Source organism: Serpentinicella alkaliphila (assembly GCF_018141405.1).
Lineage (GTDB): Bacteria > Bacillota > Clostridia > Peptostreptococcales > Natronincolaceae > Serpentinicella > Serpentinicella alkaliphila.
In genome coordinates, this window is record NZ_CP058648.1 from 1,806,373 (window position 1) to 1,818,475 (window position 12,103).

Below are 12,103 nucleotides of genomic sequence, written 5' to 3' on the forward strand. Positions count from 1 at the left end.
ACTTAGTTCGGTAGAGGTTTTTAATTTTTATTAAATATAATTATGTAATAATTATTGTATTAAGAATGGAGGGGTAGTGTGAAAATTGTAGTGTTAGATGGTTATACATTAAATCCAGGGGACTTGACTTGGGAAGACTTAGAAAAATTAGGGGAGTTGAAGGTCTATAATCGGACTTCTTATAACTCTGAAGATAAAGAAACAATTGTTGAAAGAGTAGGTGATGCTGAAATTATTTTTACTAATAAGACGCCTTTAACTAGAGAAATGCTAGAAGAAATGCCTAATCTAAAGTACATAGGAGTTTTAGCAACGGGCTATAATGTTGTAGATGTGGAAGCTGCAAAGGAAAAAGGTATAGCCGTAACAAATATTCCAACTTATGGTACTATGGCAGTAGCACAAATGACATTTGCTTTACTGCTGGAAATGTGTCATTACGTATGGGCCCATAGTGAAGATGTTAAAAATGGGATTTGGACAAACAATGTAGATTGGTGTTTTTGGAAATATCCACTAATAGAATTAGCGGGTAAGCATATTGGTATTATTGGTTTTGGAAGAATCGGACAGGCGGTTGGTCGAATAGCACAGGCCTTTGGTATGAATGTGCTAGCCTATGATGAAAACCCAATTCTCCACTTAGAAAGCGATAAACTAAAATATGTAAAATTAGAAGAACTTTTATCTGAGTCAGACGTAATTAGCCTTCATTGTCCATTATTCGAAAATACAAAAGGGATAATAAATAAGGAAACAATTAATAAAATGAAAGAAAGTGCTATTATAATAAACACATCTAGAGGCCCATTAATTAATGAAGAAGATTTAGCAGAAGCATTGAATACGGGTAGAATCTCTGGGGCAGCCGTTGATGTTGTATCTTCAGAACCGATTAAGGAAGACAATCCACTTTTAACTGCTAAAAATATTATAATAACACCTCATATAGCATGGGCTCCTAAGGAATCAAGAATACGATTGTTGGATATTGCAGTTACTAATCTAGAAAAATTTTTATCCGGTGAACCAGTTAATGTTGTTAACTCTTAAAGGTAAGGAGGGGGCTGTTCATGACGAATTTGAAAAAGTATATGAAGGTAGGAATCGTACATTTCATGACTTTTCCAGAAATTATTAGAGGCGAAGGGCCTATTATTGAGACTGTAAAGAAAATAGATAAGTATGAGTATTTCGATGCCATAGAGATTAGCTGGATTAAAGATAAAGATGGCAGAGAAAAAGTAGCTAAATGAGCCGAACGGCACTTGTCCACTGTAGAGTTACAAGCCCCCACTTCTAAGAGTAAGCGAAAGTGGTGGGTAGTTGACGTACATATAGGTAATACTGTTATTTGTAATAAAGAAGTACCGGGATATGGGGATGAACATATAAGATTTGGGTTTCCCAACAGTGAAAATGATGTAGATGAATTAGTAACTTTTTTAAATGAGCTAAAAAATATAGATTATTTGAATACTAAAGACCCAAAAGTAGTGAGTTTGAAGTTAAACCGTGGAAAGATGAGGATTCAGAAATGGTAATGGCAAATGCTAAAAGAACACTAAATGAAGCGTGGTTAAAATTAGATTTATAAGAATAATTAAGCCACTAAAATTAGTGGTTTAATTTATTGGATATACTACATAGTAGATATTATTATAGAAAGCAAAGCCTTGTAAAAGCATATCTATATAAAGTATACTTATATAAATTGCAAGTTTTTGTTTCTTAGTTGAAATACGAAGGGATGAACAATCATGGGAAAATTAGTACTTGATGAGGCTAAAAGATGTCTTCAATGTAAAAGGCCTACTTGTCGGGATGGTTGCCCGATAAATACAGATATACCAGAGATGATTAGGCTATTACTTGATGGGAATATCCAAGAAGCTGGTGAGAATTTATTTAAGAATAATCCTTTATCTGTTATTTGTTCTCTAGTTTGTCATCATGAAAACCAATGTGAAGGCCATTGCGTTTTGGCCAGAAAATCAAATCCTATTCAAATAGGGGCCATAGAAAATTACATCTCAGATTACAGATTAGATACATTGAATTTGAAGCCTTCGGAGAAATTAGAGGGAAATATAGGGATAATTGGCTCTGGACCAGCAGGTATTACTATTGCATTTATGCTAGCCCTTAAAGGTTATAATATAACTATATTTGAAGCACATGATAAGATAGGTGGAGTTTTAAGATATGGAATACCAGAATTTAGATTACCTCCAAGTATATTAGAAAGGCTAAAATCCCAATTGCTTAAGCTAGGGGTTAAGATTAGACCAAATACACTTATTGGACCAGTATTAACAATAGAGGATTTATTTAGAGATGGGTATGACGCTTTATTTATTGGAACTGGTGTTTGGAAACCCAATAAAATAAACATAAAAGGTGAAAGTCTTGGTCATGTTCATTACGCTATAGACTATCTTAAGAATCCAGAAGCATTTGATTTAGGTGAAAAAGTTTGTATAATTGGTGCAGGGAATGTAGCGATGGATGTGGCCCGTACGGTTCTAAGAAAAGGGATTAGAGAAGCGTATATAATGTATAGAAAAGGTTTTGAAAATATATCTGCTAGTGAACATGAAGTTCAATGTGCTAAAATGGACGGTGTCAAATTTGAATTATACAAAGAACCAATTGAGTTAACTAATGAGGGTGTTATATATAGAGATAATGAAGCTATATTAAAAGGTGAATTATCTGATGAAGAGCCTAAGCAAGAACTATTTAAATGTGATTCTATAATTATTGCAGTTAGTCAAGGACCTAGAACTAATATTGTCTCAACGACCCAGGGAATTGAGATAAATAAAAATGGACTAATCGTTACAGATGAGTTTGGTAGAACTACCCGTGAAGGCGTATTTGCTTCTGGAGACGTAGTAACTGGAGCTAGAACTGTAGTTGAGGCTGCTAAATTATCGAAGCAAGTAAGTGAAGTAATCCATGAATATGTACAAAATAAGTATAAAAAAATAAATAAAAGTGATGAGTAGCTGTGAAAGTAGCATTTAGAGGGGTTTATTGAACCTCTCTTTTTTATTTAGTTTAAAAACTTGCTATAATTTAGCATTAATGTTTTCAAATGATTATATGTCTTAGTAGAATAGAGAGATGTATATATTTGGGAAATATGTTTTTAAATTAGTAAATCTACAATTCGAGGGGCAGAATATATGATTAAAGAGCAATTAATATTTACAGTTAAAGAAAATTGCATTGGGTGCAATAAATGTATTGATGGATATCCGGTTATAGGTGAAAATGTAGCGAATTTTCAAATGGGTTGAATATAATTAATATTGAGCCCGAAAAATGCATAGACTTGGACTTTGTATAAATGTTTGTGATCATGATGCTAGACAATATTATAACAGCGACTAGTCAATCTATAGCTGAGTCTGTTGTACATCTTAGAGACTAGCAATTTTTATTCTTTTCCCAAAGATTAAGTAGATTAATTTGAATTAGTACCTGCTAAGATAAAAAAATTAGTTATAGTTATTATTAAGATAGATTGTAACAATTATTCAATATTACTCATACTTTGGTATTAAGGTGTCACTTAATATTTATAGTAGGAGGTTATATTATGGAAGGTGGGGGGCTATTATTTGCATTTAGCTTAACATTATTAGCGGGATTGTCTACCGGGCTTGGTAGCGCTATAGCACTATTTACAAAAAAAACAAACAAAAAATTTCTTTCTTTATCTTTAGGTTTATCTGCTGGGGTAATGATATATGTATCTATGATTGAGATCTTTTTTAAGGCCCAGGAATCACTAACTTCTGAGTTGGGTACTGTACTGGGTTCTTGGGTTACTATCATATCATTTTTCGGTGGAATGCTCTTCATTGCCTTAATAGACAAATTTATACCCGGTTTTGAAGGGACACCAGAAGAAAAAAACTCAGAGAGTATTACTGTTGCTGAAGAAGTTGCTGAAGATAAAAGCAGATTAATGAGAATGGGTGTTTTCACCGCATTAGCTGTAGCAATTCATAACTTTCCGGAGGGTTTCGCCACGTTGATTTCAGCCCTTCAAGATCCAACTCTGGGGATTAGTATAGCTATAGCAATAGCTATTCATAATATTCCGGAGGGGATTGCCGTATCTATACCGATATATTATGCAACAGGTGATAAGCTCAAAGCCTTTAAGTACTCTTTTCTTTCAGGTATAGCAGAGCCTATAGGGGCGTTAGTGGGATATTTAATATTAGCTCCATTTATGAGTGAAACAATTTTTGGAATTATATTTGCAGCGGTAGGTGGAATAATGGTATTTATTTCACTAGATCAACTATTACCAGCAGCCAGAGATTATGGAGATCATCATCTGTCTGTATACGGTACTGTGATAGGCATGATTATTATGGCTATTAGTTTGGTGTTACTCGCTTAAAGTTGAATTTTAAATATTAAGTGCCATGAGTTAGTTAACTCTGGCATTTTTATTTGTTTATTATAATGATAGAATTGTTAATTTTGTTGCTTGAGGAAATTGCATAATTAAAATTATTACTTCAAAAAAACAAAAAGTATTAATCTAAAATCACAAAGTGCTAATTTGAATGTGAGATATTATTAGGTTTAAAATTTTGTTTAATGATCAATTTCCCTCTCTTTATAAATTTATTAAGCAACATTTTTTAGTTTTTTACTAGAATTTAATGCTATAGTCCCTGCAATTAAAGATATACAGTTTAATAGCACATGTATTTTTGCTTTCTTAATTCCTTTAGATCTAATATTGTCAACATTAAGACTCTCATTAAGTCTACTATTTAAGCGTTCTACGGAAGTCCTCTTATTATATTGAATCTTCCATTCAGTAGATGAGCGTAGCGGGTACCCATACTTCCTTGGGTTAGCTTTATAGTTTACCTTCAAAGTGTAGCCATAGTTAGATGAAGAGCACCAGTTCATGCCGTGGGGCAATTACATCTTCCTACTGCATGTGGACACCTAAATTTAAGAAAGTTTTTATCTTTGCCCCAGTAAACTAATTTGTATCTACCTGAACAAATGGGATCAAAATCCTCATCTAATCCTTCTGGTGGAGCATAACTTCCCCTATGATTATATGCAGTATAGGGAGTAGCATTAAAATCATTAGTTATAGCTTCGTAGATATATTCAAAATCATATCCCGAATCCATAGCATAATAGTTTGGAGCAAAAACATCCCTATAGTTATTAAGGAATTTTTGTATTAGTTTTATAGTGACTGTACCATCATAGACACTAGCAGGAGTTATAAGAATATCTAGTGGCAATTCACTTTTAGAATCACATACTATGTGCAGTTTCCAGCCACACCATTTGATTTTCTTACCATTAGTATCTCTTTTCATCCTCCAGTTAGGGTTAGTACCGTCATCAATAATATGTTTTTTAGGTTTTGGTGCTTAATAGAATCTAGTTTGTTGAATCAATAGAAATATGCTCTCCATTGATAATGCTTAGACCTTTTGCTTTTAAAACTAATTGATGGAATAAGGATTCTAACTCAGAATTTTGAGTTATTTTATCCAAAAATCTACTAAATGTAGATTCGGATGGTACCACCCCAAGAACATCAAATCCACAGCAGTATCTTAATACTGGGTTTCTCTTTAAGCTTAAAACTAAGTATTTAATAGTTTGTATTTTTCTACCTGCATAGCTATTAAAGCATATATAAAGCTAAAAGGATCGTTACCTTTTGGACCTTTAGTACCAAAACATTTTCTCATAGAACTAGCTATCTTTGAAACATTAATTTGGGATAATATCATTTCTAATTTTGTTTCTTGCTGATATTCCATGATTTGCTCAAAGGAAATTAGACACATTTGTCGAATATACATTAAGTGAGTTTTACTCCTTTTCGGATGATTTTGGTTGCACTTAATTAATTCGACATGTTGGGGTGAAACCCCTTTTTGCTTTAGCTACAATTTAGAAAATTCAATTATTGTGAAATATGAAATTTACTCGCTTAATAGTGCCAGGTTTAAAATAAAAGGCTATAATGGTATATAGTAATTGATTTTATCTGAAAATATTGTATTATAAGTTATTTAGCGATTTTTGAAAGGTAGTGACCATATGAATTATAGGGTGAATCCTAGAAATAATGATAAACTTTCGATACTTGGTTTTGGATGTATGCGTTTTGCAAAAGATGAAAAAGAAGTGGAAAAACAGATAATATATGCAATAGAAAATGGAGTTAATTATTTTGATACTGCATATATATATCCAAATAGCGAAGTTATATTAGGTAGGGTTCTTGCTAAAGGGTACAGAGAGCGAGTAAAAGTAGCTACTAAAATGCCACCCTATTTTATAAAAACTTATGAAGATTTAGATAAAGTCTTTAATGAAGAATTACGGAGACTTCAAACAGACTATATTGATTACTATTTCATACATATGTTAACAGATATAAATATTTGGAGTAGGTTAGTCGAGATAGGCATATTAAAATGGATAGATGAAAAAAAGAAAAAAGGCCAAATAATTAATATTGGGTTTTCATATCACGGGGGAAGAGAAGAGTTTATCAAGTTAATAGACATATATGATTGGGAATTTTGTATGATACAGTACAATTACCTAGATGAGAATAACCAGGCTGGTAAAAATGGTTTGGAATATGCAACTTCAAAGGGACTTCCGGTAATGATTATGGAGCCTTTAAGAGGTGGAAGGTTAGTTACAAGTCTACCAAAGGAGGTATACCAAGTCTTTGAAAATGCACATGCAAAAAGATCACCTGCGGAATGGGCACTACGATGGATATGGAATCATCCTGAGGTAACAACTGTTTTATCCGGTATGAACTCACAAGAAATGATAGAAGAAAATATTAAAGCAGCTTCAGAAGTTCGAGCAAATTCATTTACAGAACAGGATTTTGAACTATTTAAAAAAGTTCGGCAAATTTTGAATGAAAAAATTCAAATCCCATGCACGGGCTGTAATTATTGCTTGCCATGTCCAAAGGGGGTTGACATACCTACTTGCTTTTCCTGCTATAACGATAGAATTATTGAGGGAAAAATAATGGCAGTTGGGAAATATATAATGAATACTAGTTTAAAAACTAAAGCTAATAACGCATCTCTTTGTTCCAAGTGTGGAATATGTGAGAAACATTGTCCACAAAAAATATCTATAAGAGAAGAATTGTCTAAAGTAACAAAATCAATGGAAGGCTTTTATTATAAACCAGCAAGATTTTTCATAAAAAGGTTTATGAAACTTTAGTAAAAAAAAATAAATTAACTTAAAAACTCCCAAAGGGGAGTTTTTGTATTTAGCTTTTATTTTTACTTTTAATATATTACTGTCACTTTATTACCTAGTATAGCTACAAACTGATCAACTAGTGTAAAGTGTAGATGATTCCATTTCATAATTGTTTGCACATATCCAAGGGCATCAGCTGCGTATTGGCCAGAGATTCTTTGGTATGCAAGAAGTTCATATACTCTATCGGAATCGTAGTCCACAGGATATAAACCGCTAAGTGGGCTAACAAAACCTTCGATTGGAGCTTTTAGCTTACCACTTGGATCATAAATTTCTTCTAAGTAGCTTTTATCCCTATTTGAAATATCTATTATAAATTCCGTGCCTAAAGTGGTGTTAGTAACTCTAATTTTGTAATAGTTCTCGTAGGTTACTTTATACTTATATAAATCGTTAAATATATTATAATCAAATAACAAATTAGGTTTATTGTGTAAATAGGAATAGATATAATAATACATTATTCCACCACTACCACCAGAAGCTATGCTAATAAAAATGTCATCCACTTTATTTCCAGTAAAATCACCTAGGAAAAGTGTAGGATTGTATCCGGAGTCAGATTTAAGGGGTACATAATTTACTATTCCCGTTTGACCATCTTGAATTACAAGGGTTATCTTTTGAATAAATAAACTATCCATAGTTTTTACTCCAGTTAAATATACCTTATCTGGTACTCGATCACCATTTACATCCCCGATAGCTGATGATAGTATAATTGGAGCTAAATAATTTAAATTGTTATGAATATGTTGAAACATTACAATCCCTCCATTAAATAATATTGATACATTATATGCATTTAAGAAGGGATGTGTAATGGTTGTGGAAATACTGAGACAACAAAATATTAATTATTTTGCTGTTTTTAGACTAAAATAATACGTAGAATAAATATTTTAAAGAATGCTGAAGAATTTTAATAAATGATTTATTCTAAAATTAAAATGTTGCAGATTTGTATAATTGAGGGTGTTTTGAATTGACTTGAATTTTTGAATTCAAATTTGACAAAATCCAATCAAGAACAGTCAAGCTCGTTCGATTTATTTACTCTTGCAAAAATAATAAAATGGTTTTGGGAAGTTAATTAGAATTCAAGCAATAGTATAAAGAATGAGGGGGATTCAAAATGAAAAAAGTCAAAGTTTTAACAGCTCAAGAGGCTGTAGATTTGGTAAAAGATGGTGACACCCTTGTCACAAGTGGATTTGTAGGTAACTGTAACCCTGAATTATTAAGCAAAACAATTGAGAAAAAATTCTTAGAAACTGGACATCCTAGGGATTTAACTCTTTTCTACATCTCATCTCAAGGAGATAGAAGTGGTACAAGAGGTGGAGATCACTATGCTCATGAGGGTATGCTTAAAAGAGCTGTTTTAGCTCACTATGGTACAGCTCCTAGCTTAGGTAAAATGGCCGTTGAGAATAAGATGGAAGCCTTCAACATACCTCAAGGTGGCACAGTATTTATGATTAGAGATATGGCTGGAAAAAGACCTGGAACTATTACTCACGTAGGACTAGATACATTTGTTGACCCAAGAAATACTGGTGGAAAAGTAAACCAAAAAGCTATTGACTCTGGATGGAATCCAATCCAGTTAATTGAAGTAGATGGAGAAGAAAAACTTTTCTATAGAACTTTCCCTGTAAATATTTGCTTTATTAGAGGAACTTATGCGGACGAGTTTGGTAATGTCTCATTAGATAAAGAGGCTGCTACTACTGAAGTACTTTCAATAGCTCAAGCAGTATATAACAATAAAGGAACTGTAATTGTTCAAGTAGAAGGAATAGTAAAGGCTGGAACAATAAACCCAAAACTAGTTAAAATACCTGGAGCTTATGTAACTGCAGTTGTAGTTGCTAGTCCAGAGGACCACGAGCAAGCATTAGGACATCCATATAACCCAGGAATATCTGGAGAGCAAAGAATGGTTGTAGGCGAGACAGCTCCAATGCCATTAAGCGCCAAAAAAATTCTAGCAAGAAGAGCAGCTATGGAATTAAGAGAAGGCACAGTTGTAAACTTAGGAGTAGGTGCGCCTGAAGGTATTGCAGCAGTTGCTGGTGAAGAGGGTATTTCAGATTACATGACTTTAACAGTTGAGTCTGGTACTATCGGTGGAATACCACAAGGTGGATCTAGATTTGGATCAGCATTAAACCCAGATGCAATTATAGATCAAGGATATCAATTCGACTTCTATGATGGTGGTGGATTAGATCAAGCTTATTTAGGATTAGCTCAATGTGACCAATTTGGTAACATTAACGTAAGTAGATTTGGACCTAGATTAGCAGGTTGTGGTGGATTCATAAGTATTACTCAAAATGCTGGAAAAGTATTCTTCTTAGGAACATTTACTGCTGGCGGACTAAAAACTAGTATCGCAGATGGGAAATTAGTAATAAACCAAGAAGGTAGAGAAATTAAGTTTATTGAACAGGTTGAACAAGTTACATTCAGTGGAAAACGTGCTAATAAAAACAAACAACCTGTACTATATATAACTGAAAGATGTGTATTTGAATTAACTGAAAAAGGACTATGTTTAATTGAAGTAGCTCCTGGAATCGATATTCAAACACAAATTTTAGATTTAATGAAATTTAAACCAGAAATTTCTGAAAATCTAAAAGAAATGGATCCAAGATTATTCAGAGAAGAAAAAATGGGTCTAGCAAAATAAGGAAAATAAGTATATAATATAACTATAATTGGAAGGGATTAACAATACTGTTAATCCCAACCGACTATATATGTAAATTTTAAATAAACAAGATGTGAGGGGGAAATTAAAATGAAACCTATGAGAATGCATCACGTTGGGATTATACTACCTACATTAGAAGCTGCTTATAAATGGTTAGAGACTTTCGATTTAGAAGTAGATTATAAAGGATTCGTTGAGGCTTATCAAGCGGATTTAATATTTACAAAGTATACTGAGAATGAAAGTCCAGTAGAGTTAATTATTCCTAGAGAAGGTAGCGTACTTAAAAACTTCAATAATGGAAAAGGTGGTATTGCTCATATCGCTTTTGAGTGTGAAGATGTTGAAGCTATACGTCAAGATTTCGAAAGTAGAGGCATTGAAATGCTTGAAGGTAGTGCTGTTCCGGGAACAAGTGATATTATAGTAAACTTCGTAAGACCTAAATATACTCAAGGAATACTAGTTGAATACGTACAAACTGTTGCTCCAATTCAAAGAGATTAAGGTTTGTTTTTATCATTAAGAAATGGATAAAAGGGTTAACAGAAATAATGTTAACCCTATCCGATTGGCTTAGTGTGATAAAAAATTCACAAGAATGTCTGTTAATAAAAGCAATACTTGTAAATACATACAAACTGTTGGATAAATCCTAAGGTAGTTTGAAGCATCAAGTAATTATTGAACAAAACCCATATAGTTGGGGCTCTTGGAACCGCATTATTTGCTTATTATAAATACGTCAGTTCCGAAATCAAGAAGCAAGTAGGGTGATATCACCTTAAAAAATAAGAGGGGGGCTTAATAAATGACTGAAAATATGAATGCAAAACAGATGTTAGCGTATTATCAGGAAAAGTTAGATGAAGAAGCAAGACAAGCCAAGAAAGAAGGGAAACTTGTTTGTTGGTCAGCGTCAGTAGCTCCACCAGAGTTTTGTGTAACTATGGATATCGCTATGGTATACCCAGAGACACATGCAGCTGGTATTGGTGCAAGAAAAGGTGCACTAGACATGTTAGACGTAGCAGATAGAAAAGGATACAACCTAGACATCTGTTCATATGCAAGAGTAAACCTTGGATTCATGGAATTATTAAAGCAAGAAGCTTTATTAGGAGAAACTCCAGACGTACTAGCAAAATCTCCAGCAGCTAGAGTACCACTTCCAGATCTAGTAATTACTTGTAACAACATTTGTAACACATTATTAAAATGGTATGAAAACATTGCAGTAGAGTTAAACATCCCATGTATCGTGATAGACGTACCATTTAACCATACAATGCCAATTCCTCAATATGCAAAAGACTATATAGCAGATCAATTTAGAGAAGCAATTGCTATGTTAGAAGATATAACTGGGAAACCATTTGATTATGATAAATTTAGAGAAGTTCAAGAGCAAACTCAAAGATCAGTAGCTCAATGGAACAGACTTGCATCAATGTTAACTCATAAGCCATCTCCATTAAACGGTTTTGACTTATTGGCTTCATGGCATTAATCGTTTGTGCAAGAAGTAGAAGCTATGCAGAAGAGACTTTCAAAAATTTGCCGATGAGTTAGAAGAAAACTTAGCAAACGGAGTATATGCATTTAAAGGCGATGAAAAGACTCGTGTAACTTGGGAAGGTATTGCAGTATGGCCACATTTAGGACATACTTTCAAAACATTAAAAAACCAAGGTTCAATCATGACAGGTTCAGCTTATCCAGGACTATGGAACCTATCTTATGAAGTAGGCGACATGAGTTCTATGGCTGAAGCATATACAAGAATCTATATTAATACTTGTATAGATAATAAAGTTAAAGTTCTTAGCGATATTATCGATAAAGGACAATGTGATGGAATAGTATACCACTTAAATAGAAGTTGTAAGTTAATGAGTTTCTTAAACGTAGAAACAGGAGAAAGATTACAACAACAAAATGGACTACCATACGTAAGCTTTGATGGAGACCAAACAGATCCTCGTAACTTCGCTCCGGCACAGTTCGATACACGTGTTCAAGCATTAGCAGAAATGATGGATGAGGAGGGTAAATAAT

At 33.2% G+C, this 12,103-nt stretch carries 13 protein-coding genes and 2 pseudogenes; 10 read left to right on the forward strand and 5 right to left on the reverse strand.

Annotated elements, in window-relative coordinates; translation table 11 throughout:
* Positions 1 to 78: 78 nt before the first annotated feature.
* The 5 genes from HZR23_RS09050 to zupT all read left to right on the forward strand — a co-directional run bounded on the left by HZR23_RS09050 (position 79) and on the right by zupT (position 4,423).
* The gene (locus tag HZR23_RS09050; RefSeq protein WP_132849501.1) at positions 79 to 1,053 is read left to right on the forward strand and encodes a D-2-hydroxyacid dehydrogenase; all 975 of its coding nucleotides are present in this window, start codon (positions 79 to 81) and stop codon (positions 1,051 to 1,053) included.
* A 20-nt stretch (positions 1,054 to 1,073) separates the two neighbouring features.
* The gene (locus HZR23_RS17055) at positions 1,074 to 1,256 is read left to right on the forward strand and encodes a hypothetical protein (RefSeq protein WP_243098275.1); all 183 of its coding nucleotides are present in this window, start codon (positions 1,074 to 1,076) and stop codon (positions 1,254 to 1,256) included.
* 12 nt (positions 1,257 to 1,268) lie between these two features.
* A complete protein-coding gene (locus HZR23_RS17060; protein WP_243098276.1) occupies positions 1,269 to 1,544 on the forward strand; it encodes a hypothetical protein in 276 nt (91 codons plus the stop codon).
* Positions 1,545 to 1,760: 216 nt separating this feature from the next.
* Complete coding sequence (locus tag HZR23_RS09060; RefSeq protein WP_132849502.1) at positions 1,761 to 3,011, forward strand: NAD(P)-dependent oxidoreductase; 1,251 nt, start codon at positions 1,761 to 1,763, stop codon at positions 3,009 to 3,011.
* A gap of 596 nt (positions 3,012 to 3,607) precedes the next feature.
* Positions 3,608 to 4,423, forward strand: a complete 816-nt coding sequence (gene zupT, locus HZR23_RS09065; protein WP_132849503.1) for a zinc transporter ZupT — start codon at positions 3,608 to 3,610, stop codon at positions 4,421 to 4,423.
* A 233-nt stretch (positions 4,424 to 4,656) separates the two neighbouring features.
* Here the strand turns inward: zupT and HZR23_RS09070 are convergent, their stop codons facing one another.
* The 4 genes and pseudogenes from HZR23_RS09070 to HZR23_RS09085 all read right to left on the reverse strand — a co-directional run bounded on the left by HZR23_RS09070 (position 4,657) and on the right by HZR23_RS09085 (position 5,828).
* Positions 4,657 to 4,947 (reverse strand): transposase, encoded by a 291-nt coding sequence (locus HZR23_RS09070; RefSeq protein ID WP_213050200.1) that lies wholly within the window; start codon positions 4,945 to 4,947, stop codon positions 4,657 to 4,659.
* Positions 4,944 to 5,408, reverse strand: coding sequence for a transposase (locus HZR23_RS09075; RefSeq protein WP_330571488.1), 465 nt, complete (start codon positions 5,406 to 5,408; stop codon positions 4,944 to 4,946). Before HZR23_RS09075 ends, HZR23_RS09070 begins: the two co-directional genes overlap by 4 nt.
* Positions 5,409 to 5,565: 157 nt before the next feature.
* Positions 5,566 to 5,700, reverse strand: a pseudogene (locus tag HZR23_RS18035) (hypothetical protein); the annotation flags it as partial.
* Positions 5,649 to 5,828, reverse strand: a complete 180-nt coding sequence (locus HZR23_RS09085) for a hypothetical protein (protein WP_213050201.1) — start codon at positions 5,826 to 5,828, stop codon at positions 5,649 to 5,651. The pseudogene HZR23_RS18035 and the gene HZR23_RS09085, both read right to left, overlap by 52 nt.
* Positions 5,829 to 6,111: 283 nt before the next feature.
* Between HZR23_RS09085 and HZR23_RS09090 the strand changes: the two genes are divergently transcribed.
* Entirely contained in the window at positions 6,112 to 7,275 is a 1,164-nt protein-coding gene (locus HZR23_RS09090; protein WP_132849507.1) for an aldo/keto reductase, read from the forward strand.
* Positions 7,276 to 7,343: 68 nt separating this feature from the next.
* Here the strand turns inward: HZR23_RS09090 and HZR23_RS09095 are convergent, their stop codons facing one another.
* Positions 7,344 to 8,084, reverse strand: a complete 741-nt coding sequence (locus HZR23_RS09095) for a VCBS repeat-containing protein (protein ID WP_132849508.1) — start codon at positions 8,082 to 8,084, stop codon at positions 7,344 to 7,346.
* Between the two features lie 371 nt (positions 8,085 to 8,455).
* On the opposite strand from HZR23_RS09095, the gene HZR23_RS09100 reads away from it, so the two are divergent.
* The 4 genes and pseudogenes from HZR23_RS09100 to HZR23_RS17785 all read left to right on the forward strand — a co-directional run.
* Positions 8,456 to 10,021: an acyl CoA:acetate/3-ketoacid CoA transferase gene (locus HZR23_RS09100; protein WP_132849509.1), complete on the forward strand. Its 1,566-nt coding sequence runs from the start codon at positions 8,456 to 8,458 to the stop codon at positions 10,019 to 10,021.
* A 111-nt stretch (positions 10,022 to 10,132) separates the two neighbouring features.
* Positions 10,133 to 10,552: a VOC family protein gene (locus HZR23_RS09105; RefSeq protein ID WP_132849510.1), complete on the forward strand. Its 420-nt coding sequence runs from the start codon at positions 10,133 to 10,135 to the stop codon at positions 10,550 to 10,552.
* A gap of 304 nt (positions 10,553 to 10,856) precedes the next feature.
* On the forward strand, positions 10,857 to 11,555 hold the full coding sequence (locus HZR23_RS17780; RefSeq protein ID WP_330615926.1) for a 2-hydroxyacyl-CoA dehydratase family protein: 699 nt from the start codon (positions 10,857 to 10,859) through the stop codon (positions 11,553 to 11,555).
* A gap of 46 nt (positions 11,556 to 11,601) precedes the next feature.
* Positions 11,602 to 12,102 (forward strand): annotated as a pseudogene (locus tag HZR23_RS17785) (2-hydroxyacyl-CoA dehydratase); the annotation flags it as partial.
* Position 12,103: the final 1 nt, after the last annotated feature.